24 protein-coding genes are annotated in these 26,960 nt (G+C 62.6%); 3 read left to right on the forward strand and 21 right to left on the reverse strand.

Going from position 1 to position 26,960, the window contains the following annotated elements; genetic code table 11:
• Positions 1-27: 27 nt before the first annotated feature.
• The 18 genes from ASE11_RS15305 to ASE11_RS15390 all read right to left on the reverse strand — a co-directional run bounded on the left by ASE11_RS15305 (position 28) and on the right by ASE11_RS15390 (position 20,570).
• Positions 28-312, reverse strand: coding sequence for a lipid asymmetry maintenance protein MlaB (locus ASE11_RS15305; RefSeq protein ID WP_056273241.1), 285 nt, complete (start codon positions 310-312; stop codon positions 28-30).
• A gap of 16 nt (positions 313-328) precedes the next feature.
• Positions 329-952 (reverse strand): phospholipid-binding protein MlaC, encoded by a 624-nt coding sequence (locus ASE11_RS15310; protein ID WP_056274244.1) that lies wholly within the window; start codon positions 950-952, stop codon positions 329-331.
• 118 nt (positions 953-1,070) lie between these two features.
• Entirely contained in the window at positions 1,071-1,808 is a 738-nt protein-coding gene (locus ASE11_RS15315) for a VacJ family lipoprotein (RefSeq protein ID WP_056273244.1), read from the reverse strand.
• 108 nt (positions 1,809-1,916) lie between these two features.
• Positions 1,917-2,396, reverse strand: a complete 480-nt coding sequence (mlaD, locus tag ASE11_RS15320) for an outer membrane lipid asymmetry maintenance protein MlaD (RefSeq protein ID WP_056273247.1) — start codon at positions 2,394-2,396, stop codon at positions 1,917-1,919.
• Positions 2,397-2,423: 27 nt separating this feature from the next.
• Positions 2,424-3,206: a lipid asymmetry maintenance ABC transporter permease subunit MlaE gene (gene mlaE / locus ASE11_RS15325; protein WP_056273250.1), complete on the reverse strand. Its 783-nt coding sequence runs from the start codon at positions 3,204-3,206 to the stop codon at positions 2,424-2,426.
• Entirely contained in the window at positions 3,203-4,039 is an 837-nt protein-coding gene (locus tag ASE11_RS15330) for an ABC transporter ATP-binding protein (RefSeq protein WP_056273252.1), read from the reverse strand. The genes mlaE and ASE11_RS15330 overlap by 4 nt, the downstream gene beginning before the upstream one ends.
• Positions 4,040-4,126: 87 nt before the next feature.
• Positions 4,127-5,593 (reverse strand): glutamate synthase subunit beta, encoded by a 1,467-nt coding sequence (locus ASE11_RS15335; protein WP_056273255.1) that lies wholly within the window; start codon positions 5,591-5,593, stop codon positions 4,127-4,129.
• Positions 5,594-5,619: 26 nt separating this feature from the next.
• Positions 5,620-10,398, reverse strand: coding sequence for a glutamate synthase-related protein (locus ASE11_RS15340; RefSeq protein ID WP_056273259.1), 4,779 nt, complete (start codon positions 10,396-10,398; stop codon positions 5,620-5,622).
• A 187-nt stretch (positions 10,399-10,585) separates the two neighbouring features.
• Positions 10,586-11,287 carry a transposase gene (locus ASE11_RS15345; protein ID WP_056273263.1) on the reverse strand — a complete coding sequence of 234 codons (702 nt, stop codon included), beginning with the start codon at positions 11,285-11,287 and terminating at the stop codon, positions 10,586-10,588.
• A 64-nt stretch (positions 11,288-11,351) separates the two neighbouring features.
• On the reverse strand, positions 11,352-12,563 hold the full coding sequence (locus ASE11_RS15350; RefSeq protein WP_056273266.1) for a CynX/NimT family MFS transporter: 1,212 nt from the start codon (positions 12,561-12,563) through the stop codon (positions 11,352-11,354).
• Positions 12,564-12,591: 28 nt separating this feature from the next.
• Positions 12,592-13,776, reverse strand: coding sequence for a deoxyguanosinetriphosphate triphosphohydrolase (locus tag ASE11_RS15355; RefSeq protein ID WP_056273269.1), 1,185 nt, complete (start codon positions 13,774-13,776; stop codon positions 12,592-12,594).
• The gene (gene aroB / locus ASE11_RS15360; protein ID WP_056273272.1) at positions 13,776-14,897 is read right to left on the reverse strand and encodes a 3-dehydroquinate synthase; all 1,122 of its coding nucleotides are present in this window, start codon (positions 14,895-14,897) and stop codon (positions 13,776-13,778) included. Before aroB ends, ASE11_RS15355 begins: the two co-directional genes overlap by 1 nt.
• 46 nt (positions 14,898-14,943) lie before the next feature.
• Positions 14,944-15,495, reverse strand: a complete 552-nt coding sequence (locus ASE11_RS15365; RefSeq protein ID WP_082585793.1) for a shikimate kinase — start codon at positions 15,493-15,495, stop codon at positions 14,944-14,946.
• A 20-nt stretch (positions 15,496-15,515) separates the two neighbouring features.
• Positions 15,516-17,648 (reverse strand): type IV pilus secretin PilQ, encoded by a 2,133-nt coding sequence (pilQ, locus tag ASE11_RS15370; protein ID WP_056273277.1) that lies wholly within the window; start codon positions 17,646-17,648, stop codon positions 15,516-15,518.
• On the reverse strand, positions 17,645-18,145 hold the full coding sequence (locus ASE11_RS15375; protein ID WP_056273281.1) for a pilus assembly protein PilP: 501 nt from the start codon (positions 18,143-18,145) through the stop codon (positions 17,645-17,647). The genes pilQ and ASE11_RS15375 overlap by 4 nt, the downstream gene beginning before the upstream one ends.
• A 50-nt stretch (positions 18,146-18,195) precedes the next feature.
• The gene (locus tag ASE11_RS15380) at positions 18,196-18,867 is read right to left on the reverse strand and encodes a type 4a pilus biogenesis protein PilO (protein WP_056273284.1); all 672 of its coding nucleotides are present in this window, start codon (positions 18,865-18,867) and stop codon (positions 18,196-18,198) included.
• Between the two features lie 15 nt (positions 18,868-18,882).
• Positions 18,883-19,494, reverse strand: a complete 612-nt coding sequence (locus tag ASE11_RS15385; protein ID WP_056273288.1) for a PilN domain-containing protein — start codon at positions 19,492-19,494, stop codon at positions 18,883-18,885.
• On the reverse strand, positions 19,491-20,570 hold the full coding sequence (locus ASE11_RS15390; protein ID WP_056273293.1) for a pilus assembly protein PilM: 1,080 nt from the start codon (positions 20,568-20,570) through the stop codon (positions 19,491-19,493). Before ASE11_RS15390 ends, ASE11_RS15385 begins: the two co-directional genes overlap by 4 nt.
• Before the next feature lie 268 nt (positions 20,571-20,838).
• Between ASE11_RS15390 and ASE11_RS15395 the strand changes: the two genes are divergently transcribed.
• A complete protein-coding gene (locus ASE11_RS15395; RefSeq protein ID WP_056274246.1) occupies positions 20,839-23,253 on the forward strand; it encodes a penicillin-binding protein 1A in 2,415 nt (804 codons plus the stop codon).
• On the opposite strand, the gene cyaY is transcribed toward ASE11_RS15395, so the two are convergent.
• Positions 23,243-23,572 (reverse strand): iron donor protein CyaY, encoded by a 330-nt coding sequence (gene cyaY / locus ASE11_RS15400; protein ID WP_056273295.1) that lies wholly within the window; start codon positions 23,570-23,572, stop codon positions 23,243-23,245. The two genes, ASE11_RS15395 and cyaY, sit on opposite strands and share 11 nt — an antisense overlap.
• A 12-nt stretch (positions 23,573-23,584) precedes the next feature.
• Here cyaY and lptM point away from each other — a divergent pair, with 12 nt between their 5' ends.
• Together lptM and lysA are read left to right on the forward strand one after the other, a co-directional pair.
• Positions 23,585-23,785 (forward strand): LPS translocon maturation chaperone LptM, encoded by a 201-nt coding sequence (gene lptM / locus ASE11_RS27130; protein ID WP_082585763.1) that lies wholly within the window; start codon positions 23,585-23,587, stop codon positions 23,783-23,785.
• Positions 23,786-23,848: 63 nt separating this feature from the next.
• Complete coding sequence (lysA, locus tag ASE11_RS15405) at positions 23,849-25,144, forward strand: diaminopimelate decarboxylase (protein ID WP_056273298.1); 1,296 nt, start codon at positions 23,849-23,851, stop codon at positions 25,142-25,144.
• A gap of 9 nt (positions 25,145-25,153) precedes the next feature.
• Here the strand turns inward: lysA and ASE11_RS15410 are convergent, their stop codons facing one another.
• Both ASE11_RS15410 and msrP read right to left on the reverse strand, forming a co-directional pair.
• The gene (locus tag ASE11_RS15410; protein ID WP_056273301.1) at positions 25,154-25,819 is read right to left on the reverse strand and encodes a sulfite oxidase heme-binding subunit YedZ; all 666 of its coding nucleotides are present in this window, start codon (positions 25,817-25,819) and stop codon (positions 25,154-25,156) included.
• Complete coding sequence (gene msrP, locus ASE11_RS15415) at positions 25,819-26,832, reverse strand: protein-methionine-sulfoxide reductase catalytic subunit MsrP (RefSeq protein WP_056273305.1); 1,014 nt, start codon at positions 26,830-26,832, stop codon at positions 25,819-25,821. Before msrP ends, ASE11_RS15410 begins: the two co-directional genes overlap by 1 nt.
• Positions 26,833-26,960 lie beyond the last annotated feature (128 nt).

Below are 26,960 nucleotides of genomic sequence, written 5' to 3' on the forward strand. Positions count from 1 at the left end.
CCCGGCGCCAGATGCGATGGCGAGCCGTCAGGGGGCAAGCAGTTCGCCCACCCCATACAGACCCATGAGGTCCTCCAGCCGTCGCGGCCAGTTGCTCACCTGCAGGGTCTTGCCTTCAGCCCGGAGCTGACGGCGCAGCTCCAGCAGAATAGCCACCGCCGACGAGTCGAACACGCGCAGCGAAGCGGCATCGAGCATCACCACCGGGCCGGATTGCTGCGCAAGAGCCTGCTTCAGCTCCATCAAGGTCTTGCCGGCTTCCGCCAGAGTGACCTGTGCTGGCAGGGCCGCGGACACCGCGGCCGGGGACATGGCAGTCGTCACGTGGTCAGCTGGTCTTGGCCACGTTGGACTTGTTGCGCTGCACCAGCGATGCGATCAGGCCATCAATGCCCTTGGCATTGATCTCCTGCGCGAACTGGGTGCGGTAGGTTTCCACCAGCCAGACGCCCAGCACGTTGATGTCGTAGATCTTCCAGCCGCTGGCGGTCTTTTCCATGCGGTAGTCGAGCTGGATCGGATCGCCCTTGCCGCGCACTTCGGAGCGCACCACCACCTCGGTGTCTTCGGGCTTGGAGCGCATGGGCTTGAAGGTCACGGTCTGGTCCTTCACCTCGCCGAGCGCGCCGGAGTAGGTGCGCACCAGCAGGATCTTGAACTCGTCCTGCAACTGCTTCTGCTGCGCGGGTGTGGCCTGACGCCAGAAGCGGCCGACCGCCGAGGAGGTCATGCGGGTGAAGTTGACGCTGGGCAGGATTTTGGAATCCACCAGCGCCACGATGCGGTTCACATCACCCGCCTGGATGGCGGGATCGGCCTTCACGGAGGCAAGCACGTCGCTGGAAAGGCGCTTGATCAAGGCATCGGGGGCTTCGTCTTGCGCCATGGCAGGCACGGACATCACACCAGCGGCGGTGATCACGAGGGCAGTGAGCCAGGAGCGGCGTTTCATCATGAGGTTGTTTCCTTTCGCGGCCAGAGGCCCTGCTGCAGACAATGCAGCGTATTTCATCAGAACCGTACAAATATGAAGCAGTTCCACTTCATTCGTTGCGATACGTATCAGCGCGTCACTGGTCCCCGCCGCCCAGACCGATCCCTTTGTCGATCATGTCGTCGATCTGGCTTTGGCGGCGGTTGAGGTAGAGATCGCGGGTGAAGCTGTATTTGTCGAGCGCAGCGTCTTCCAGCAGCGATGACGCACGCAGCAAGCCGGCGCGGGTGTCGACCACGCGCAACGCAGTGAGCGAGTTGCGGGCCGGCACATCGTTCAGGCCGGAAACCGGGTCCACGCTCATGTCCACCAACAGGCCGGTGCCGTCGCGCACCGACGAGGGACCGAAGATCGGCAACACCAGGTAAGCGCCGGACGGCGCGCCCCAACGACCCAAGGTCTGGCCGAAGTCCAGGCGGGTGCGGGGAATACCGGCTTCGGTCGCAATATCGAGCAAGCCTGCCAGACCCAACACCGTGTTGACGCTGAAACGCATCAGGTTTTCAGTGGCTTCGCGGGGACGGAGCTGGAACGCCGCATTGGCCGCCGACCACAGGTCGCCGATGTTGCCAAAGAAGTTGTTCACGCCGGTTTGAACCGGGCTGGGTGTGACGTCTTTGTAGACGGTGGCCACCGGCTTGAGCACCGCCGTGTCCACGGCGTCGTTGAAGCGGTAGACACCGCGGTTGAACGGCTCCAGCGGATCGCGCGGATTGGCGTCGGGACCGGTGGCGCAGCCCGTCAGCACGGCCAACGCAATGCCGCCCGCCAGCAGCCCTGTGGACCGACTGGTCTTGGCGAATGTGTCTTTCATCTTGGAACCCCCTGGGCGCATCGCCCGAATCGTTGTTGCTTGAGCAGCTTGCATTCTTGTCAGGTTGCAGCGTCTTGTATGAACGCTCCGCCAAAAGCCCTGTCGGGCCTACTCGGCGGGCTTGGCATCGCCGCTGTCGGCGGCCTTGCTGAACAGGAACTGGCTGATCAGGTTCTCCAGGATCACCGCCGACTGCGTCTGCGTGATCACGGCGCCAGCGGCGATGTTCTCGGCGTCACCGCCTGGCTCGATGCCGATGTACTGCTCGCCCAGCAGGCCGCTGGTGAGGATCTTGAGTGAGCTGTCCTTGGGGAAGGCGTAGCGTGACTCCAGTGCCAGCGTGATGTTGGCTTGGAAGGTCTTGTCATCAAAGGTGATGGACTCCACGCGCCCCACCACCACGCCGGCGCTGCGCACGGCGGCTTTGGGTTTGACGCCACCGGCATTGTCGAAACGGCCCACCACCTGGTAGGTCTTCTCGAAGTTCAGGCTGAGCAGGTTGGCCGATTGCAGGGCCAGGAACAAAATGGCGGCCGCACCGATCAGCACGAACAGGCCGACCCAGATGTCATTTTTGGAAGTTTGCATGTTGATCTCCGCTGAAGGGTTGTGGCCTCAGATGCTGAACATCGTGGCGGTGAGGATGAAGTCCAGCGCCAGCACGGACAGCGACGCCATCACCACGGTGCGGGTGGTGGCGCGCGAAACGCCTTCGGGCGTGGGGTGTGCGCTGTAGCCCTGGAGCAAGGCGATGAAGGTCACGGCGAAGCCGAACACCACGCTCTTGACGACGCCGTTGCCGACATCGGCCCAGACGTCCACCCCGCCCTGCATCTGGCTCCAGAAGGCGCCACCGTCCAGGCCGAGCATGAGCACACCCACCACCCAGCCTCCGATCACGCCCACCGCACTGAAGATGCCGGCGAGCAGAGGCATGGCGATCACGCCGGCCCAGAAACGCGGGGCCAACACGCGGCGCACCGGGTCCACCGCCATCATCTCCATGGCACTGAGTTGTTCACCGGCTTTCATGAGGCCGATCTCGGCCGTGAGCGAAGTGCCGGCGCGCCCGGCAAACAGCAGCGCCGTGATCACCGGGCCGAGTTCGCGCACCAGCGAGAGCGTGACCAGCAGCCCCAGCGCTTCGGTGGCGCCATAGATACGCAACGTGTAGTAGCCCTGCAGGCCGAGCACGAAGCCGACGAACAGGCCGGAGACGCTGATGATGGCCAGCGAGTGGTTGCCCAGGAAGTGGATCTGGTCGCGCAGCAGCACCGGGCGGCGCAGTGCCGCGCCCAGCAGCCAGAGCAGGCGCGCCATCAGGCGCGTGCCGGTGCCGATGTCGGTGATCTGGCTGCGTACCGCGAAGCCCAGGCGGGCGATCCACGCCGTTGTCATGCCCGCTCCTTGAGGCCAGCCAGGTCGCCATTACCGAAGTCTTCTTCCAGACTGGGGCCAGGGTGATGGAAGCGCACCGGGCCATCGGGCAAGGCGTTGACGAATTGCTTGACCAGCGGATCTTCGCTGTGGCGCACCTCGTCGGGCGTGCCTTGCGCGGCAATTTTGCCGTTGGCCAGCACGATGACCTGGTCGGCGATGTGGAAGGTTTCATCCAGGTCGTGCGAGACCACGATGCTGGTCAGGCCCATGGCGTCGTTCAGCTGGCGGATCAACCGGGCGGCGGTACCCAGCGAGATCGGGTCGAGGCCGGCAAAGGGCTCGTCGTACATCACGAGTTCGGGGTCGAGCGCAATGGCGCGGGCCAGCGCCACGCGCCGGGCCATGCCGCCCGAAAGTTCACTGGGCATGAGGTCGCGCGCACCACGCAGGCCCACCGCGTTGAGCTTCATCAGCACGATGTCGCGCACCAGGGCCTCGGGCAGATTCGTGTGCTCGCGCAAGGGGAATGCCACGTTGTCCAGCACACTCATGTCGGTGAACAGCGCGCCAAACTGGAACAGCATCCCCATGCGCCGGCGTGCGGCGTACAGTGCTTCGGCCCGCATGACGGTGATGTCCTGGCCGTCAAACAGGGTCTGGCCTTTCTGTGCGCGCAGCTGCCCGCCGATGAGGCGCAACACGGTGGTCTTGCCGCCACCAGACGCGCCCATGAGCGCCGTGACCTTGCCGCGGGGCACGGTCAGCGTGATGTTGTCGAGGATGGCGCGCTCGCCGTACCCGAAGGTGAGATTGCGCAGTTCGACCAGAGGAGAAGCGTTTTCAGTGGACATCAAACAAAAACCGGGCAATGGGTGCCCGGTTTTTCGATGATACGAGATTCGGGGTAAACCCCAAGCCTCGGTGTGTTTCGTTTGATGTCAGCGTGGCAAATCGGAGAAGCCCATGAGGAATTCGTCCACCGAGCGCGCGGCCTGACGGCCTTCGCGGATGGCCCACACCACGAGACTCTGGCCACGGCGCATGTCGCCGGCGGCGAAGACCTTGGGCACGTTGGTGGCGTAGCCGCCGCTGAACTCGGTGCTGGCCTTGGCGTTGCCGCGGCCATCCTTGTCCACGCCGAAGCCCTCCAGGATGCTGGCGACCGGGTTCACGAAACCCATCGCCAGGAGCACCAGGTCGGCCTTGTACTCCTTTTCGGTACCTGGAATTTCGACCAGCTTGCCGTCTTTCATCTCGACATGCACGGTGGTCAGGCCAGTGACCTTGCCCTTTTCGCCCACGAAGGCCTTGGTGGAAATGGCGAACTCGCGGGTGCAGCCTTCTTCATGGCTGGAACTGGTGCGCAACTTGAGCGGCCAGTACGGCCACACCAGAGGCTTGTTTTCCTCTTCCGGCGGCTGCGGCATCACCTCGAACTGGGTGACGCTGACGGCGCCGTGGCGGTTGCTCGTGCCCACGCAGTCGGAGCCGGTGTCGCCGCCACCGATCACGATCACGTGTTTGCCGTCGGCGCGCAGCTGGCTCTTGACCTTGTCGCCCGCATTCACCTTGTTCTGCTGTGGCAGGAACTCCATTGCGAAATGGATGCCGTCGAGGTCGCGGCCGGGCACCGGCAGGTCGCGGCTTTGCTCGGAGCCGCCTGTCAGCAGCACGGCGTCAAAGTCCTTTTGCAGCTGTTCGGGGGTGATGGTTTCCTTGGCCCAGTTGGTGACCTTGCTGTCCTTGGGCAGCGTGCCGACCATCACGCCGGTGCGGAACACCACGCCTTCGGCTTCCATCTGCGCTACGCGGCGATCGATGTGGGTCTTCTCCATCTTGAAATCGGGAATGCCATAGCGCAGCAAGCCGCCCACGCGGTCGTTCTTCTCGAACAGGGTCACGCTGTGGCCGGCTCGCGCCAGTTGCTGGGCTGCCGCCATGCCGGCAGGACCCGAGCCGACCACGGCCACGTTCTTGCCGGTCTTGTGACGCGGCGGCTGCGGCAGCACCCATCCCTCGGCCCAGGCGCGGTCGATGATGGCGTGTTCGATCGACTTGATCCCGACGGGGTCGTCGTTAACGTTGAGCGTGCACGCGGCCTCGCAGGGCGCGGGGCAGATGCGGCCGGTGAACTCGGGGAAGTTGTTGGTGCTGTGCAGCACCGTGATCGCGTTCTTCCAGTCGCCCTGGTACACGAGGTCGTTGAAATCCGGAATGATGTTGTTGACCGGGCAGCCGCTGTTGCAGAACGGCGTGCCGCAGTCCATGCAGCGAGCGGCCTGCACCTTGGACTGCTGGTCATCCAGCGCAACGACGAATTCCTTGTAGTGCTTCAGGCGCTCGGGCACGGGCTTGTAGCCCTCTTCCAGACGCTCGTATTCCATGAAGCCGGTGACTTTTCCCATGATGCGTGTCCTTCGATTGCGTTGGCTTATTTGGCGGCGACGGTGGCTTTTTTCGCCGTGGCCTGGGCCTTGGTGGTCACTTCGGCGGCGTTCTTGCGGGCGTGGATCTCACCCAGCGCGCGCTTGTACTCGTTCGGGAAGACCTTCACGAACTTCTCGCGCGCCTGCGCCCAGGTGTCGAGCAGTTCCCGTGCGCGTTTGCTGCCGGTCCAGCGGTTGTGCTCTTCGAGCAGCTTCTTCAACTGGGCCTCGTCGCTCAGGCCACGGTGCCAGATGGCGGCGTCCATGGTGGCCTCCTGCTCCTTGGCGGGCAGCACTTTTTCCATGCTGACCATGGCCATGTTGCAGCGCTTGGCGAATTGACCGTCCTCGTCGTACACGTAGGCCACGCCACCGCTCATGCCGGCGGCGAAGTTGCGCCCGGTCTTGCCCAGAACCACCACGGTGCCACCGGTCATGTATTCGCAACCGTGGTCGCCCGTGCCTTCCACCACCGCTGTGGCGCCCGAGAGGCGCACTGCGAAACGTTCGCCGGCCACGCCGCTGAAGAAGGCTTCACCGGTGGTGGCGCCGTACATCACGGTGTTGCCCACGATGATGTTGCGCGCCGCTTCACCGCGGAAATCGATGCTGGGACGCACCACCACGCGGCCGCCCGAGAGGCCTTTGCCGGTGTAGTCGTTGGCGTCGCCGATCAAATACAGCGTGATGCCCTTGGCCAGGAAAGCGCCGAACGACTGGCCTCCCGTGCCTTCGAGCTGGATGCGGATGGAATCGTCCGGCAGGCCCTCGGGATGCACCTTGGTGACCGCGCCGGAGAGCATGGCCCCCACCGATCGGTTGACGTTGCGCGCCACCTCGATGAACTGCACGCGCTCGCCCTTGTCGATGGCCGCGCGAGACTTGGCGATCAGGATGTTGTCCAGCGCCTTGTCCAGGCCATGTTCCTGCTCTTGCGTGTGCAGGCGCGGAACGTCGGCCGGCACGTTGGGCAGGGCCAGCAGGCGGCTGAAATCGAGGCCGCGTGCTTTCCAGTGTTCGATGCCCTGTTTCATGTCGAGCAGGTCGGCGCGGCCGATCAGGTCGTCAAACTTGCGGATGCCCAGCTGCGCCATGATCTGACGCACTTCTTCTGCGATGAAGAAGAAGTAGTTCACCACGTGCTCGGGCTTGCCGCTGAATTTCTTGCGCAGCGCCGGATCTTGCGTGGCCACACCCACCGGGCAGGTGTTGAGGTGGCACTTGCGCATCATGATGCAGCCCTCGACCACCAGCGGTGCGGTGGCGAAGCCGAACTCGTCCGCGCCCAGCAAGGCGCCAATGGCCACGTCGCGACCCGTTTTCATCTGACCGTCGGCTTGCACCCGGATGCGGCTGCGCAGGCGGTTGAGCACCAGCGTCTGCTGCGTTTCGGCCAGGCCGATTTCCCAGGGGCTGCCGGCGTGCTTGATGGAAGACCAGGGCGAAGCGCCCGTGCCACCGTCGTGGCCAGCAATCACCACGTGGTCGGCCTTGCACTTGGCCACGCCCGCGGCGATGGTGCCCACGCCGATTTCGGACACCAGTTTCACGCTGATGCTTGAATGCGGCGCGACGTTTTTCAGGTCGTGAATGAGCTGAGCCAGGTCTTCAATGGAGTAGATGTCGTGGTGGGGCGGCGGGCTGATGAGGCCCACGCCCGGCACGCTGTGGCGCAGCTTGCCGATGTAGTCGCTGACCTTGCCGCCGGGCAACTGGCCGCCTTCGCCGGGCTTGGCACCCTGCGCCATCTTGATCTGGATCTGGTCGGCGCTGTTGAGGTACTCAGCCGTGACACCGAAGCGGCCCGAGGCCACCTGCTTGATCTTGGAGCGCATGGAGTCACCGGCCTGCAGCACGTAGTCGACTTCAAAGGTGTCCTTGCCCAGCAGGTCGGACATCGTCTGGCCCTGCTTGATCGGGATGCCCTTGAGCTCGTTGCGGTAACGCAGCGCATCTTCACCGCCCTCGCCCGTGTTGCTCTTGCCGCCGATGCGGTTCATGGCCACGGCCAGCGTGGCGTGTGCCTCGGTGGAAATGGAGCCCAGCGACATGGCGCCAGTGGCGAAGCGCTTGACGATCTCCTTGGCCGACTCGACCTCGTCGATCGGAATCGCTTTCGCCGGATCGATCTTGAACTCGAACAGGCCGCGCAGAGTCATGTGGCGACGGCTCTGGTCGTTGATGAGCTGCGCGTATTCCTTGTAGGTGTTCCAGTTGTTGGCGCGCGTGCTGTGCTGCAGCTTGGCGATGGCGTCGGGCGTCCACATGTGCTCTTCGCCACGGACGCGCCAGGCGTACTCACCGCCGGTGTCGAGCATGGTGGCAAGCACCGGGTCGTCGCCAAAGGCGGCCTTGTGCATGCGGATGCCCTCTTCTGCAATCTCGAACACGCCGATGCCGCCCACGCGGCTGGCCGTGCCGGTGAAGTACTTGTTGACGGTCTCGGTGTTGAGGCCAATGGCTTCAAACAGCTGGGCGCCGCAATACGACATGTAGGTCGACACACCCATCTTGGACATGATCTTGGACAGGCCCTTGCCGATTGCCTTGACGTACTGGTAGATCGCCTTGTCAGCGCTCAGGTCGCCCGGCAGGCCCTTGTGGATCGCGGTGAGCGTTTCCATGGCGAGGTAGGGGTGCACGGCCTCGGCGCCGTAGCCCGCTAGCACGGCGAAGTGGTGCACTTCGCGCGCGGTGCCAGTTTCGACCACCAGTCCGGCGGTGGTGCGCAGGCCCTCGCGCACCAGGTGCTGGTGGATGGCCGAGAGCGCGAGCAGCGCGGGAATGGCGATCTGCGTGGCGCTGATGGCGCGGTCGCTGATGATCAGGATGTTCTTGCCACCCTTGATCGCATCGACCGCGCTGGCGCACAGCGAGGCCAGCTTGGCTTCCACGCCGGCGCGACCCCAGTCGGCGGGGTAGGTGATGTCCAGCGTGTGGCTGCGGAACTTGCCTTGCGTGGCCGATTCGATGTCGCGCAGCTTGGCCATGTCGGCGAAGTCCAGCACGGGCTGGCTCACTTCCAGCCGCATGGGCGGGTTGACCTGGTTGATGTCGAGCAGGTTGGGCTTGGGGCCGATGAAGGACACCAGCGACATCACGATCGCTTCGCGGATCGGGTCGATCGGTGGGTTGGTCACCTGCGCGAACAACTGCTTGAAGTAGTTGTACAGCGGCTTGTTCTTGTCGGACAGCACAGCCAACGGGCTGTCGTTGCCCATGGAGCCGATGCCCTCTTCGCCATTGGCGGCCATCGGACTCATCAGGAACTTGATGTCTTCCTGCGTGTAGCCAAATGCCTGCTGGCGATCCAGCAGTTCGGGCGTGACGCTCCCCATGCCGCCAGTCTGCGGCTCGGTCGCGCCAATGCCTTGCTCCTGCGCGGATTCACCGGCCACTGGCGTGTCCACGTCGTCCAGGCGGATGCGCAGGTTGTCGATCCACTGCTTGTAGGGCTTGTTGTTGGCGAGGTTGGCCTTGAGTTCCTCGTCGTCGATCATGCGGCCTTGCTCCAGATCGATCAGGAACATCTTGCCGGGCTGCAGGCGCCACTTGCGCACGATCTTGTTTTCCGGCACCGGCAACACGCCCGACTCGGAGGCCATGATCACGAAATCGTCGTCGGTGATGCAGTAGCGCGAAGGGCGCAGGCCATTGCGGTCCAGCGTGGCGCCGATCTGGCGACCATCGGTGAACACGATGGAGGCCGGGCCGTCCCACGGCTCCATCATGGCGGCGTGATATTCGTAAAAGGCCTTGCGGCGCTCATCCATGGTGGTGTGCTGCTCCCACGGCTCGGGAATCATCATCATCACGGCCTGCGCCAGCGGGTAACCCGCCATCGTGAGCAGTTCCAGGCAGTTGTCGAAGGTGGCGGTGTCGGACTGGCTGGCAAAGCTGATCGGGTAGAGCTTCTGCAGGTCGGCACCCAGCACGGGCGAGGACATCACGCCCTCGCGCGCCTTCATCCAGTTGTAGTTGCCCTTGACGGTGTTGATCTCGCCGTTGTGGGCCACGTAGCGGTAGGGGTGGGCCAGTGGCCACTCGGGGAAGGTGTTGGTCGAGAAACGCTGGTGCACCAGGCCCAGGGCCGAGACACAACGCTCGTCCTGCAGATCCCGGAAATAGGTGCCCACCTGATCGGCCAGCAGCAGGCCCTTGTAGACCACGGTGCGGCTGCTCATGCTGACCACGTAATACTCTTTGCTGTGGGTCAGCTTGAGGCTCTGGATGTGGGCGCTGGCCGTCTTGCGGATCACGTACAGCTTGCGCTCCAGCGCATCCTGCACGATCACGTCGTTGCCCCGGCCGATGAAGACCTGGCGGATGATGGGTTCCTTCTTGCGCACGGTGGGCGACATGGGCATGTCGCGGTTCACCGGCACGTCGCGCCAACCCAGAAGGACCTGGCCTTCGGCCGCGATGGCGCGCTCCATTTCCTGCTCGCAAGCGAGGCGGCTGGCGTGTTCCTTGGGCATGAAGATCATGCCGACGCCGTATTCGCCCGCCGGCGGCAAAGTCACGCCCTGCGCGGCCATTTCTTCCCGGTACAGCGCATCGGGCAACTGAATCAACAACCCAGCGCCGTCTCCCATGAGTTTGTCGGCGCCGACCGCACCCCGATGGTCCAGGTTTTCCAGGATCTTCAGGCCCTGCTGCACGATGCCGTGGCTCTTTTCGCCCTTGATGTGCGCCACGAAGCCCACGCCACAGGCGTCGTGCTCATGGGCCGGGTCGTACAGACCGTGTTGCTGGAGGTGCTGTTTTTCGGCTGCCGTGGTCATGGCGCTTCCTTCTCGGTTCGGGGGCGTTGATTCAAAACGTGGGACTGCGGAGCATATTGCATCGCAACAACAATGCCAAGCAGATTAAATGGGGTCAGATTCTAATTACATGCGTCGATCTTCAGTCTCTCATTAATTGGGGACATGTTTGATGCGCACGCAATTTGGCGTAGAGGGCAGTTGGTGATCAACCTCTTTTTAGAGAGCGGCCTGCCGGCCTGCCGGCACGCGCTTTGCTAATTCGACGCGGCGTCTGCTTTTGAAGGGCCTCCACAAAACGGGCATCGCCCAGTGCCCAACCGTGCAGCGTGGCGAGCGTGATGGCATGTTGTTCATCGGCGGTCAGTCCCGCGCGCACCAATTCGGTGTAAGCGGCCTCCCTTGCAAAGGGCGTGTTCCCCAAACTCCAGTACAAGGAATGGGGTGTGACGCGCCGGTCGTTGGTCTGACCGACAAAATGGTGGTGGCTGGACCAGACGTATTGCCTCGGGTCGCCAACGATGCCCGCACGCACCGGATTGAGGTCCAGATAAGCCATGCAGGCCAGCAGGTAACGATCGGACTGAATCAGCGTGGACTTGTAGCGTCCTTCCCAGAGGGTGCCGGTGCGCTGGTGCAAGTCGTTGAAATAGCGCACGTAGCGACGCCCCACCGCCTGCATCATCAACGGTACACCCTCCCCTGTTTCGGGTGTGAGCAGCAAGTGGAAATGGTTGTCCATCAGCACGTACGCGTTGATCGCCACCTGGTGCTTTTTGGCGTTCTCGCCCAGCAATTCGAGCAGCACTTCGCGGTCAGCATCGGTTTTGACGATCGCTTGTCGGTTGTTGCCGCGTTGGATCACATGATGGGGATAGCCGGCAACGGTGAGGCGGGGCAGACGGGCCATGGTGGTTGAGCGCGTTGAGGGCAGCGCGAGGTTGCGAAATCGGAATCCGACCCCGATTATCTGACTATTCAACCCGACGGTGCCAAGCGGCCTGAAGCCGACCCGCAAGCAGCAAACCCAGCACCGACGAGGTGCCGGTGACCCACCAAGTGGACTGCCACCCACCGGTCTGGGTGGCCACCCAGGCCACCAGTGGTGGGCCAATGAACTGTCCCATCGCCGAGAACTGCTGCATCCAGCCCACGGTGGTGGACACCGTGTCCTCACCCGGCGCCAGCACCACAGCCAGGGCGAACAAGGTGCCAGGAATCAGGCCACCCACGCCCGAGAAGGCCAGCACGGCAACGTATTGCCACAGGGGGTATCCCACCGCGGTGAACGCGATCATGGAGCCCAGCCCCATGACGCAAAAGCCTGCGGCGAGCAGCACGCCGGGGCGCACCCCCTGCGCCAGCAACCGCCCAGCGCCGATGTTGCCGGCCATGTTGATGCCGGCTGCAAGTGCGCTCAAGGCACCCACCGCCACCGCGCCGTATCCGGCTTGCGCATAGATGGTGGGCAGAAAACCGACCACAGCCAGCCATTGGCCCGAGTACAGGAAAAACGCCAGCGCCACCCACCACGGGCCAGGCGCCGCGAGGGTTCTCTTGAGCCGCGGACCCCATTTGGCGAGGCGCGGGACTGTGTCATGCCCATCCGATTGCACGTCGACCGAGACGCAGTGCGCGAGCACCGCAGCCGCACACAACGACAACAGCGCCAGCAAGGCCCAAGCCCACCGCCACCCAACCGCCCCCATGAGTGCCGCGCCGAAAAACAGGGCCAGCGCCGTGCCCAGTGGCATGTAGGCACCCCACCAACCCAGGGCGCGTGACAGGGTGGGCGCATGGAGCACACGTTGGCGCAACAGACCCGGCGCAGGGAGCACGGCGAGGAGGAAACCCATGCCCTCCACCACGCGGGAGAGCAGCAGCACACCCGTTCCCGGTGCCACCGAACCCAGCGCACTGCCCAGCGCCAGCAACACCAGCCCAACCAACATCACGCGCCGTGGGCCCAATCGATCCGCAGTCAAGCCCACGGCCAACCCCAGCGTCATGCCGGCCAGTTGCACCAACGACAGCAGGAAGCCCGCCTGCACCAGTGGCAAGCCCAAAGCCTCTCGCAACACGGGTATGGCCACAGGCAGCTTGCCCACGTGCAGCGCGCAAGTGACGCCCACGGCGAACACGATCGCGGCAGTTCGCCGGGAGGCGGGGTCTTCTCGGGCAGTCATGAAAGCGCTCAGCTCGGCTCGGGTCAGCTCAAGGGAACGCCACCGTGCCGAACAGACGCTCGTGCTCTCGAATGGCGAAACGGTCGGTCATGCCGGCGATGTAGTCAGCCACGGCGCGGGCGTGATGCTGGCTGCGGCCATGCGCCTCGGGGAGTTCGTGTGGAGCGTTCATGTAGCGCTCGAACAGGTCGCTCACCACGCGGCGCGCGCGGTTGGTGGTGTCCATCACCTGGGGATGGCGGTAGAGGTTGCGCAGCAAAAAGGCCTTGAGTACCTGCGAACGATCGAGCATGGCCGGGGAAAACGCCACCAGCGTCGGCAGGCGGCGCGCCGCATCGGCGTTGTCCAGCGCGTGTTCGGCGATGCGCAGGCGGGTGTGGTCAATCACGTCGTACACCTGATTGCTGAGCATCAGTCGAATCGATTCGAACAAGAGGCGCCGGCCAGCCAATGTGGGATGGGCGTGCAGCGCTTGTTGCCGGTAGTGCTCGAACAAGGGCACTTCATCCAGTTGTTCCAGAGTCAACAAACCAGAGCGCACGCCGTCATCGATGTCGTGCGCGTTGTAGGCGATCTCGTCGGCCAGGTTGCACAGTTGCGCCTCCAGGCTGGGCGAACCACCCTTGAGAAAGCGCGCGGCCACGCCTTGCGGTTCCTGCTGTTCCAACCGCTTCGCGTTGTTCCGTGAACAATGTTTGAGGATGCCTTCGCGGGTCTCGAAGCACAGGTTCAAACCGTCAAAGGACGGGTAGCGCTCCTCCAGTTCGTCCACCACACGCAAGCTCTGCAGGTTGTGCTCGAAGCCCCAGCCATCCACGGCATCTTCAGTGGGTGTGAGCGACTGCATGCAGGCATTCAACGCGTCCTGGCCCGCGTGGCCGAACGGCGTATGGCCCAGGTCGTGGGCCAAGGCAATGGCCTCCACCAGATCCTCGTTGAGTTGCAACGATCTGGCGATGCTGCGCCCGAGCTGCGCCACTTCGAGCGAGTGCGTCAGACGCGTGCGGAACAGATCACCTTCGTGATTCAGAAACACCTGGGTCTTGTAAACCAAGCGGCGAAACGCGGTGGAGTGGATCACACGATCCCGGTCACGCTGGAAAGCCGTGCGTGTGGGTGCTTCCGCCTCGGGGTATCTGCGACCACGGCTCTGCGCCGGGTCGCTGGCATACGGCGCCAGCGTCTGGACGGTTCGTTCCGGCACTCGCTCCATCAGGCGCGCACACTCGCCTCGATCACCTGGGCCACGAGCGCATCGGGCGCGGTGCGGACCACGGCATTGCCCGGACGATCGATCACAACGAACTTGATCTCACCCGCCTCCGATTTCTTGTCCACCCGCATCAGGGCGAGGTAGCGGCCGACGTTGTCATGCGCATCAATCACGGGCGCCACTGTAGGCAGACCCGCCGCCCGCACCAAACGCGTGAGGCGTTCGACAAACGCCGCATCCACCCCACCCAGTGCCTGCGAAAGGCGCGCCGCCATCACCATTCCGCAGCCCACGGCCTCGCCGTGCAGCCAGGCACCATAGCCCATGCCCGCTTCGATGGCATGACCAAAGGTGTGACCGAAGTTGAGAATGGCACGCAGACCCGCCTCGCGCTCGTCTTGCCCAACCACCCATGCCTTGATCTCACAACTGCGTTTGACCGCATGGGTGAGCGCTTCGCGGTCGCGCGCCATGAGCTGGTCGATGTGTTGCTCGATCCAGTCGAGAAACGCCATGTCGGCGATGGGGCCGTACTTGATGATCTCAGCCAACCCGGCACTGAGCTCGCGCGCGGGCAAGGTATTGAGCGTCTCGAGGTCACACACAACGCGCTGCGGCTGATAGAAGGCCCCGATCATGTTCTTGCCCAACGGATGGTTGATGGCCGTCTTGCCACCGACCGACGAATCAACTTGTGCCAGCAAAGTGGTGGGCACCTGCACGAAAGGCACGCCACGCATGTAGCTTGCGGCGGCGAAGCCGGTCATGTCGCCCACCACCCCCCCGCCCAGGGCAAAGAGAACCGTCTTGCGGTCGCAGCCATGGGACAGCAGGGCATCAAAGATCAGGTTCAGCGATTCCCAGGTCTTGTGAGACTCGCCGTCGGGCAGGCTCACCGTGTGGACTTGCGCATACTGCGAAGAGAGAGCGCGCTCCAGGCGCTTTCCGTAAATCGGCGCCACCGTTTCATTGGTGATGATCATCGCACTGTGCGCTGCCGGCAGCGAGCGGTAGCTCTCCTGCGCATCGAGCAAACCCGCGCCGATGTCAATGGCGTAGCTGCGATCGCCGAGATCGATCTCGACCTGTTGATGGAGGGAAGAGGTGGCTTGAAGCGTCATGGCACCAAGTTTATGCCCTGACCGGGACGAGCCCCGGCTCGACTCACTAGCGAGCTTGCGAAGAGCCGGTTGAATCGCCAGATCCGGGCACGTCGGGCGAGACCACGCCGCCAAGTTCCAGCTGCATCAGGATCATGTTGACCAACATGGCTACGGAAGGCCGTCCGGTTTCTATCACGAAGTGGGCGGTCTGGCGGTACAGCGGGTCCCGCACGGCGTACAGATCTTTCAGCCGCTGCTGAGGGTCGGCCACCTGCAGCAAAGGTCGATTGCGGTCGTGCCTCAGGCGGCGAAACACTTCTTCGGGTGTGGAGCGCAGGTACACCACGGAACCGCGCTGATGCAGCCGCTCCCGGTTTTCGGAACGCAGCACGGAGCCACCACCAGTGGACACCACGCAGGTGGGCCCAGCAGTCAGTTCATCGATCACGGACGCTTCAATATCTCGAAAGCGCTCCTCGCCCTCACGCTCGAAGAACTCTCGAATCGAACAACCCAATCGTTGTTCGATCACATGATCCGAGTCAAAGAAAGGGAGCGAGACGCGGCGAGCCAACTGCCGGCCGACCGTCGACTTGCCCGAACCAGGCAAGCCGATCAAGAAACAGGAGGTGGCACTCAATTGATGGCAGATCGACCCAGCACGCGTGGGGTGATGAAGATGAGCAACTCCGATTTGTTGTTGGTCCGTTCACGCGACTTGAACAAATTGCCCACGCCAGGCAGATCCCCGAGAAGTGGGACCTTGTTCACGGTGTCGCGTTGCGTTTGCTCGAAAATGCCACCGATCACGACAGTTCCGCCATTTTCGACCAGCACCTGGGTCTGCACGTGCTTGGTGTTGATGGCCACACCATCGGGTGTGTCCACACCCCTGCTGTCCTTGTTGATGTCCAGATCCAGAATGATGTTGCCCTCGGGCGTGATTTGAGGCGTCACCTCAAGCTTCAGATTGGCCTTGCGGAACGCGATGGCCGTCGCACCGCTGGACGTCGCCGTCTGGTATGGGAACTCCGTGCCTTGCTCGATCAAGGCCTTGACGCCATCAGCGGTCACGACTCGTGGACTGGCCACGATGCGACCCTTGGAATCCGATTCCAGCGCAGAGATCTCAAGACTCAAGAAGCGCGACGCGTTGGGACTGAAGAGCGACAGCGCATAGGAGGCTGCCAAGGCCGTACCCGGGTTGGCCGGCAAACTCACGAACGGCTGCGATGTTGTTGTTGGTCCCGTTGAGACGGCTCCATACGTGGAACCAAAGTTGCCCTGCACTTGATTCCCGTTGATGGAGCCCGCACCGAAGCCGCGCACCCCACCGCCCAACCTGACACCCAGCGATTTACCGAAGGTGTCGTCAGCCTCAACGATGCGGGCCTCAATGATCACCTGGCGAATCGGAATGTCCAACTTGGCGATCAAATCTTGAACTTGCTGCAGTTTGGACGGAATGTCAGTGACGAACAACTGGTTGGTCCGCGGCTCGGAAATGACACTACCGCGCTCGGACAGAATGCGAGCGTTGCTGCCGCCTGCTGCGCCACCACCACCACCACCGCTGCCGGTTGCGGTCAGCTGCGTCGCAATGTCGACCGCCTTGGCGTAATTCATCTGGAAGCCCTGCGTGCGCAACGCCTCCAGGCTCTCCGTCGAGGCCCTTGCTTCAAGGTCCTGCTTCTCTCGCGCAGCAATCTCGTCTTTCGGCGCAATCCACAGCACGTTGCCCGACTTTCGCATGCCCAAGCCTTTGGCTTGAAGAATGATGTCCAAGGCTTGATCCCAAGGAACGTCCTTGAGCCGCAATGTCACCGAGCCGGTCACGGAATCCGAGGTCACCACGTTGAAGTTGGTGAAGTCGGCGATCACCTGCAGCAATGAGCGAACTTCAATGTTCTGGAAGTTCAACGAGAGCTTCTCACCGTTGTAGCCAGGACCTTGCGTCAGCTTGCTGGAATCGATCTTCTCCTCGCGAATTTCCAGGACGAACTGGTTGTCGCTCTGGTAGGCCGAATGCTCCCAGTTGCCAGTGGGCGTCACCACCATGCGCACGCGGTCACCAGTTTGCGAAGTTGTAACGCTCTGCACGGGGGTGCCGAAGTCACTCACATCCAGCCGACGGCGCAAACCCTCGGGCAAGGAGGTCTTCAGAAACTCCACCACCAGGTTTTGCCCTTGCTGACGAATGTCAACACCGACCTGATTGTTGGCCAACTCCACCACCACGCGCCCAGCGTTGCCCACGCCACGCCGGAAGTCGATGTCGCGAAGCGACGACACATCGCGATTGCGGTTCTCTGCAAAAGAAGAAGGGGGCGCCGTCACAGCCGTCACAGCCTCGGAACGCTGCAACACGACCAGAAGGGAGTTACCTTCAATCTTGGTTTCGTATGAAGCCGTCTGCTTCAAATTGATCACCACACGGGTTCTGTCGCCGGCCTGCACCACATTCGCCGAGCGCAGATTGCCTTCGTTGATTTCGACGGTGCTGCGGCCAATGGCGTTGGCAACACCAGGAAAATCCAGCGCAATGCGGGCGGGAGACTGAATGGTGAACCCGGTTGGCACCGCCGTGAGCGGCTGGGTGGTGTTGATGCGAATGACCTCTATCCCGCCCTGCACGCCTCCCGTCAGCGACTGGATGGCGTTTTGAGCCTGCGCCCAGACGGAGGTGAGTGCCATGCAGGCAAAGACTGCACCCTTGACCACGCCCCATTGCACGGCTGAGACCACGGGAGCCTTGTTTGACTTGTTCATTTAGAAGCTTCCTCTTGTAACTGCAGCGCTGCGGGGCGCTCCGTCCATTCGCCGCCGGAATCCTGCACAACCTCGCGCATGACCACTTCTGTCTCCGAGATCCGGGTCACGCGTCCATAGTTCTGACCCAGGTAGTTGCCTGGACGCACTTGGTACAGCAAGTTATCCACCTTGACGAGCGCAACCAGTTGCCCATCTCGATTCAAGCTGCCAACCATGGACATGGTGTCCAGTGGATAGGCCTCAAGCGGCTGCTTGCGCCGGTTGAGTTCGGGTTCGATCAAGGCCGCGTTGACCACCGGAGTGGATTGGCTTCCGCGCAGCACACTGGTGAGCTTTTCAATGCTGAAAGGCGGTGTCAGCCGTTCCCCTGCATAGGCTTGCGGTTCAAACTTTGTGGGCGCGGGTATGGGCTTGACTGATGGCCTTATGCTGTTGCGCTCACTCTGCATCCAGGCCTGCAATTCGTCTTGTCCAGAAGAGGTGCAGGCTGACATCAGCAGCGCAACTGCAAGGACAGCAAGGCGATTCAAATAAGTCGAGGAAGTCACTTCTTGGCTCCCTGTGCTTTTTGTTGAAGAGCAATTTCGTCCTGATCCAGGTACCGGAAGGTCTTGGCGATACAGTCCATCGTCAGAACGCCTTCGCGATTGGCAACCGGCGTCAGTGACAGGTTGTTCAGCGTCACGATGCGGGAAAGGTTCGCGATGTCAGCAGCGAAGAGTCCGATGTCATGGTAAGTACCCGTCACCCGTACCGAGATCGGCAATTCAGCGTAGTACTCCTTCACGCTGACCGCGCCTGGGCGGAACAACTCAAACTGCAAGCTGCGACCCAAGCCCGCCTGGTTGATATCTGACAACAGGGCATCCATCTCGGCCTTGCTGGGCAGTTGCTTTTCAAGCTGCGTGACGTACTGCTGCACCTGTTCCAGTTGCTTGCGCAATGCATCCAGGTTGACCGCTTGCACGGCCTTCTTCTTGTAGTCTTCGCGAAGCTGCTGCTCACGGGCCTTCTCGGCGATCAACTCCTCGTCGGAGTCTTTCAACCAGGCAAACCACAAGCCGGCAATGACCGCCACACACACCGCCACAAACAACAGATTGCGCGGCAGGCCGGGCCACTGCGAAGGGTCGTTGGGATCGAGCCCGGTGAACTGGCTTTTGAGTTTTTCCTGGACTCCTTTGAAGTCCACGTTGATGCTGGGCGATTTGGCCATGATGCGTTGCCTGTGTCAGACCTTGCCCGGGGCGGCAGGTGCGCCGGCGGGAGCGGTCCCTGCTTCGGCAGAGGGGCGTTTGAGTGAAGCGCGGATGGAGAAGTTGAATACCCGCCTCTGTTGTGCAGCCAAAGCAACGCTGGAAGACACAATCTCGATCAATTCGGGGCGCACCAGCCATTGGCTGTTGTTGGCCAGATTGCGCAGCAGGTCGGACACCCGCTCCTGGGACTGGGCCACGCCAGTGAGCAAGACACTTTGGTTCTCATGCTTCATGGACTTGAGGTAAACGCCGTCAGGCAACTGGGTTACCAACTCGTCCAGCAGATGCACCGGTGTGTTGCGGTCGCCCTGCAGGTCCTCAACCGCGGTTTGCCTGGCCCGCAGGGATGCAATTTCCTTTTGCAGGCTTGCGATGTCCTTGATTTCGGCATCCAGGCGGGTTATTTCTGCCTGCAGGAAGGCGTTGCGATCCTGCTGCGAGGCAATCTGCCCTTGATACCAGGTGAACACAGCGCCACAAACTACGCCGCCCAACAACGCGGACAGACCCAACTGAGTAAAAAACTGATCCTTTTGCCGCTTGCGCGCCGCCTCTCGATGGGGCAGCAGGTTGATCAAGATCATTGGTAGAACCTCCGCAAGGCCAACCCGGTTGACGTCAAGTACGAAGGCGCTTCGCGCGAGATCTTGCGAGCCTGTATGGAGGGCGCCATTTCCATGGCATCGAAGGGATTGATGACCATGCAGGCAAACGAAGTCTGGTGGGTCACCGCCTCCGTCAGCCCAGGCAACGCTGCACTGCCGCCCGCCAGCAGGATGTGGTCCACTTTGTTGTAGGGCGTGCTGGTGAAGAAGAACTGCAGTGCCCGGCCAACCTCTTGCGCCATGCTTTCAATGAAAGGATCCAGGACCGCCGCACGGTAATCATCCGGCAAATCACCGGAACGCTTCTTGGCCTCGGCCTCGTCAGCGGAGAAGCCGTACTGGCGAACAATCAACTGCGTCAACTGTGCGCCACCAAAGGCCTGATCCCGCTCATACAAAACATCGTCGTTGCGCATGACCTGCATGCTGGTCGTCAGGGCGCCCACCTCAAACAGCGCCACCAAAGAATCTATACCTTGGTTGGGCAACGTCTCGATGACCCTTCCTGCAGCCATGCGGGAGGCGTAGGACTCAACGTCCATGACCACCGGCTTGAGCCCGGCCGCTTCGGCCAAGCCCTGACGGTCCGAAACTTTTTCCTTGCGCGACGCAGCAATCAGGACCTCGACGTCGCCCACTGAATTGGCACTGGGCCCGATGACACAGAAGTCCAGGCTCACTTCGTCGAGTGAAAAGGGAATGTACTGATTGGCTTCAGATTCAACCTGCGCCTCAAGCTCCTTGTCGGACAACCCTCCAGGCAGGATGATCTTTTTGGTGATCACCGCGGACGCAGGCAGCGCCAAGGCCACGTTTTTCGTCTTGCTGCCACTCTTGCGGACCACTCGCCGAACGGCTTCAGCCACCTCGTCAAACTTTTCGATGTTGCCATCGGTGATCCAGCCACGTTCGAGCGGCTCCATGGCACAACGCTCCAGCACCAGATCACCAGATCGGTTGCGGGACAGTTCAACCAGTTTGACGCTCGACGAGCTCACGTCAATGCCCAACATGGGCGCCGGTTCCCGGCTGAATAACGACCCCAATGAGATCAAGGTGACCCCCAGATATGATGACGCCAGAGGGCATCAGACTTAAGACTTCACTTGAATGCTAGCAGCAAGCCCTTTGTCCAGCAAAGAAATTTTGCTTTTGCGACAAATCGAAACGTTGTCAAAATCCTACGTATTGAAGCTGGGTCGCCGACCCTGTCATCAACCTTTGGTCAGCGAAATGCACAACAACTCACAATATGCCGACAACGCTGGCTCAGGCCGCTTCGCGCCATTTTTATAATCAGGGTTTGAGGCCTTGATCGACTGCATGCCCACCCAAGATACCCCCACCCCTTCCGAATCTTCCAAGCCAGTATCTGCGGGGCACACGGCACTCATCTGGGTGGGACGCTTGGTGGTGGCTGTGGCCGGACTGGCGGCGGCAGGTGTTGTAAGCGTGATGATGGCCGTGGGTATTGCCCTGGCTGTGGCCTACCCGAATCTTCCTGATGTCACGGGGCTCGCCGACTACCGACCCAAGCTGCCACTGCGTGTGCTGACTGCGGAAGGACAACTGATCGGCGAGTTCGGCGAAGAGCGCCGCAACCTGCTCACAATCAACGAAATTCCCGAGGTGATGAAGAACGCAGTGCTGGCCATTGAGGACGCTCGCTTTTTCGAGCACAGCGGCGTCGACTACCGAGGCATGATCCGTGCCGCCCTGGCCAACCTGCGTCAGGCCAAGAGCCAGGGCGCCTCGACGATCACCATGCAGGTTGCACGCAACGTGTACCTGTCTGCCGAGAAGAGCTACACGCGCAAGATCTACGAGGTGCTGCTCACCTTCAAGCTGGAGCACATGCTCACCAAGGAGCAGATCCTCGAGATCTACATGAATCAGATCTTCCTGGGTCAGCGAGCCTATGGGTTCTCGTCGGCATCCCAGGTCTATTTCGGCAAGGCGCTCAAGGACGTGACGATCGCCGAGGCCGCCATGCTGGCGGGCCTGCCTCAGGCGCCTTCGGCCTACAACCCGATCAGGAACCCGCGGCGGGCTCGCGCTCGCCAGCTGCACATCATCGACCGCATGGTGGAGAACGGGTTCATCACGACTGAGCAGGCTGAACAGGCCAAATCCGAGGATCTGAGGCTGCGTCCAGTGGGAAGTGTCCCCCAGGTGCATGCGGAGTTCGTGGCAGAGATGGTTCGGCAATCCATCGTCACTCAGTACGGTGAGGAGGCCTATACCCGCGGGTTGGTGGTCACGACTTCCCTCAAACAGGCGGAGCAGTTGGCGGCTTACCGAGCCGTGCGCCAGGGAGTGCTGGACTACGAACGGCGTCAGATCTACAGGGGGCCCGAGCTGTTCATCGATCTACCCACCGACAAGGCTGCCCTGGATGAAGCAGTGGACGACGCACTGACGGAAAGGCCGGACAACGACGATCTGTTGTCTGCTGTGGTGCTTGAAGCAGGACCCAAGCGTGTGCTAGCGGTGCGGCAGGATGGAGAACCCTTCGAGATCACAGGTGATGGTCTCAAGCCGGTTCAGTCCGGCCTGTCGGACAAGGCCGGGCCCAACATCAAGATCCGGCCTGGTGCGGTGATCAGGGTGGTGCAAACCACCAACAAGGCATGGCGGATCACGCAGTTGCCTGACGTGGAGTCGGCTTTTGTGGCCATGGATCCTCGCACCGGCAAAGTCCTTGCACTGGTGGGCGGCTTCGATTTTCAGAAGAGCAAGTTCAACCATGTGACCCAGGCCTGGCGCCAGCCGGGCTCCAGCTTCAAGCCCTTCATCTATTCCGCTGCACTTGAAAAAGGGCTGACACCGATGACCGTGGTCAACGACGCGCCACTGTTCTACAGCGCCGACGCCACCGGAGGCAAGCCCTGGGAGCCCAAGAACTACGACGGGCAGTTCGAGGGACCGATGTCGGTGCGTCGCGCGCTGGCCAAGTCCAAGAACATGGTGTCGATCCGCGTGCTCCAGTTGGTGGGCACGCAGAGCGCACAGCAGTGGGTGGGGCGCTTCGGCTTTGACATCGACAAGCATCCGCCCTACCTCACGATGGCTCTGGGCGCGGGTTCGGTCACGCCGATGCAGATGGCAGTGGGCTACGGCGTGTTCGCCAACGGCGGTTACCGCGTCGCCCCGACGCTGATCACCCGGGTTGCCGATCACAAAGGCAAGGTGATCTACGAGGCCGCTGAGCCCACGCTCACCGATGCCCAACGGGCCATCGAGCCGCGCAACGCCTTCATCATGAACAGCCTGCTGCAGGAGATCACACGCTCCGGCACGGCTGCGCGCGCGCAGGCCACCTTGAAGCGGACCGATCTTTTCGGAAAGACCGGCACCACCAACGATTCGGTCGACGCCTGGTTCGTGGGCTACCAGCCGACGGTGGTGGCAGCCGCCTGGGTGGGCTACGACGCACCGCGCAACCTGGGCAGTCGGGAAACAGGTGGCGGCTTGAGCCTGCCGATCTGGATCTCGTTCATGTCACAGGCACTCAAAGATGTGCCGGTCGCAGCGTACACGCCCCCTCCGGGGGTCATCAATGTGGGCGGCGAGTGGTACTTCGAAGAGTTTGGTCCCGGCAACGGAGTGCACGGTCTGGGACTGCAGGATCCTTGGCCAGGCGCCGCTCCACCGGCGCCGGACCCGGCAATCCCGCCAGTTGCGCCACCCCCCCAGGTGGAGGACCGGCGCGGCATCCTGGATCTGTTCAGGAACTGAAGTCCAGCGCCTGCCCGGATTGTTCGGAAGCGAAACGGGAGAGGTGGGCCAACAGTTCGCCCTGGCCCTTGGTATCCATCCACGCCGCCCCGTCGTGGCGGTAGTGGAAACCCCCAGCACGGGCCGCCAGCCAGACTTCCTGCAACGGCTTTTGCAGGTTGATGATGATCTGGCTGCCGTTGGCAAACGTCATGGTGATCATGCCGCCCACTCGCTGGTTGTCGACATCGGCTTCGGTTCGATCGTTGATGCGGTCGCAGGCCAGTTCGATCGACCGCAGCAGCGATTCCGCCAGGTCTTGGTACTCGGTGTCGGTCATTACAATGGGTGCATGTTGAGAACGACACGCATTTTAGGCCGCGCACCTTCACTCGCTCGTGGTGTGGGCATGGTGTTGAGCGTGCTGTTGCTGACGGCTTGCGGTCAAAAGGGCCCCCTGTACCTGCCCAATCCAGCACCAGCACCAGCACCGACCTCCGCACCCCCCGCGCAGGCCACCCCGGCAACACCTGACACCACAGCCCCGCGTTGAAATGCCGAGCGGGTCCTCCGCCGACAGGCTCATCAGATCCATCCGCACCCCCTCTTTCCCAGCATGACCACCCTGCCCGGCCCGCCACCCATGAACCTGCCTCCCTTCATCGTTTACCAGGCGGGTGATCTTGTGATGGAGGGCGTGCCGCTCAAACAATTGGCCATTGAGCACGGGACCCCGCTGTTCGTGTACAGCCGCGCCGCCATACTGGACGCGCTGGCTGCCTACCAGCGTGGACTGGCGGGACGCTCACACCAGATCTGCTACGCCATGAAGGCCAACTCCACGCTGGGCATCCTGCAGACGCTGGTGCGCGCAGGTTGCGGGCTGGACATCGTCTCGGGCGGAGAACTCGAACGCGCGCTGGCCGCGGGTGTCGAGCCAGGCAAGGTGATCTTCTCCGGCGTGGGCAAGACGCGCGCCGAAATGCGCCGCGCGCTGGAAGTCGGCATCGGGTGTTTCAACGTCGAAAGCCGGGCGGAGTTGGACGTGCTCGATGAAGTGGCCCGTGGCATGGGCCTGCGCGCTCCGGTCAGCGTGCGCGTGAATCCCAACGTGGATGCCCAGACCCACCCCTACATTTCCACCGGCCTCAAGGGCAACAAGTTCGGCATCGCGCATGAAGACGTGGTGGCCACTTACCGGCATGCGGCCGGCTGCGCCGGTTTGCGCGTGGTCGGTATCGACTGCCACATCGGCTCGCAGATCACGCAGACCGGGCCATACCTTGACGCCATGGACCGTGTGATCGATCTGGTGGAAAGCGTCGAAGCCGCGGGTGTTCCCATCGAACACATCGACTTCGGCGGCGGCCTGGGTATCGACTACCACGGCGACGCCCCGCCACAGGCCGATGCACTCTGGCAGCAGCTGTTGCAGCGCCTGGACGAACGCGGTTTTGGCGACCGCAAGATTTTTATCGAACCCGGGCGCTCGCTGGTGGGCAACGCGGGCGTGTGCCTCACCGAGGTGCTCTACCAGAAGCCTGGCGAGCAAAAGAACTTTCTGATCGTGGATGCGGCCATGAACGACCTGCCGCGCCCGGCCATGTACCAGGCTTTTCACCGCATCGTGGAAGTCTCTCCCCGTGACGAAGCACTTGTCACGTGGGATGTGGTGGGCCCGGTGTGCGAGAGCGGCGACTGGCTGGGCCGCGACCGCGCTCTGGCCGCGCAGGCGGGCGATCTGCTGGCGGTGCTCTCGGCCGGTGCCTACTGCATGAGCATGGCGAGCAACTACAACACGCGCGGACGGGCCGCCGAGGTGCTGGTGGATGGAAGCACCGCCACCCTGATCAGGGCGCGCGAGTCAGCGGCTGATCAATTGCGCCTGGAAACCTTGCTGCCACCGGTCTAAGGCGGTGTGTCAGGCGGTGCGCGGCTTCGAGAGCCGCCGCCAGAGGCGCCAGCCGAGCAGCGCAGCAAAGAGGGTGGCATAGACCGCGACCTCGGCAAAGTCGTTCTTGCCGCTGCGCATCCAGAAAAAATGCAGCACTGCCAAACCGGCGATGGCATAGACCGCGCGGTGCAGCAACTGCCAACGTTGGGCACCCATCGCTCGGATGGCGCGGTTGAACGAGGTGGCGGCCAGCGCCAGCAAAAGCAACCAGCTGAGGAAGCCCACCAGGATGAAGGGCCGCTTGATCACGTCGTCCACGATGCCTGGCACGCTGAATTCCATGTCGAACCAGGCGTACGCCAGCAGGTGCATGCAGGCGTAGAAGAACACGAACAGTCCCGCCATGCGGCGCAGCCGCGCCAGCGCCACCCAGCCGGTTACCGTGCGCAGCGGAGTGACGGCCAGCACGAGCACCAGAAAACGGATGGTCCAGTCGCCCAGCGAGCGAATCAAGGCCTCGGCCGGGTTGGCGCCGAGCTGGTCGGAAAACGCCGCCCAGACCAACGAGACGAACGGCAGCAAGGCCAACGTGAAACCGATCGGCTTGGCGGCGCGGTGACCGAGCCAGCGGTTGATGCGCGAACCCGCCGGACGCGTTCCGGCCGGCCGCCCTGGCGCGCGAATGGAATCCATCAGAAAAACTTGCGCAGATCCATGCCCGCGTAAAGCTGACCCACCTGCGGCTCATAGCCATTGAACATCTGCGTCTGGCGGCGTTTGGCAAACAGGCCCCCCTCTTCGCCGATGCGGCGCTCGGTGGCCTGGCTCCAGCGCGGGTGGGATACCTGCGGATTCACATTCGAATAGAAGCCGTATTCCTGCGGTGCTGCGCGGTTCCACGCGGTGCGCGGCTCCTTGTCTGTGAAGCGGATTTTCACGATCGATTTGCCGCTCTTGAAACCGTATTTCCATGGCACGACCAAGCGCACCGGTGCACCGTTTTGATTGGGCAGCAACTCGCCGTACATGCCAAAGGCCAGCAGCGTGAGCGGATGCATGGCCTCATCGAGCCGCAGGCCTTCCACATACGGCCACTCCAGCACGTTCGAGTTCAAGCCCGGCATCTGTTTGTTGTCGGCCAGCGTCACGAACTCCACAAACTTCGCGCTGCCCTGCGGCTGCACCTGTTTGATCAGCTCGGCCATCGAATAACCCACCCAAGGCACCACCATGGACCAGCCCTCGACACAGCGCAGGCGGTAGATGCGTTCTTCCATCGGACTGAGCTTGAGCAAAGCGTCCAGGTCGAAGGTGCCCGGCTTGTTCACCAAGCCTTCCACCGCCACCGTCCAGGGTCGCGGCTTGAGCGTCTTGGCGGTGTCCACCGGGTCCGACTTGTCGGTACCGAACTCGTAGTAGTTGTTGTAGCTGCTCGCGTCGTTGTACGAGGTCAGCTTCTCCACCGTGGTGGCACCGGGCACGCTGGAGGCCTTGCCGGGCAGCGGCGGCAGCTTGCCAGGGCGGGGCGTGGTGCCGGCCGTCTGCGCCCAGGCATCGGGCGTGACCAGCGAAGCCACGCCACCCAGCGCAGCGGCGGTGAAGGCGCTGCGTTGCAGCCACTGCCGGCGGTTCTGGTAGGCCGCCCTGGACGTGATTTCACTCGGGAAGGGGTGGTTGAAGCCGTCTTGGGCGGTGCGGATGATCATGGCGCGGTCCTGGCTGATACAACGCCCTGCGCGGAAGATGCCGCACAGGACTTGCCGTGAGTCGTCGGACAGCTGCGATTCTTACAAAGTTCCGGGGCAGGCCGCGTTGGCCTGCCCGCTTGACCCCA

Origin of the sequence: Hydrogenophaga sp. Root209 (assembly GCF_001428625.1) — a bacterium.
In the GTDB taxonomy this organism is placed as follows: domain Bacteria; phylum Pseudomonadota; class Gammaproteobacteria; order Burkholderiales; family Burkholderiaceae_C; genus Hydrogenophaga.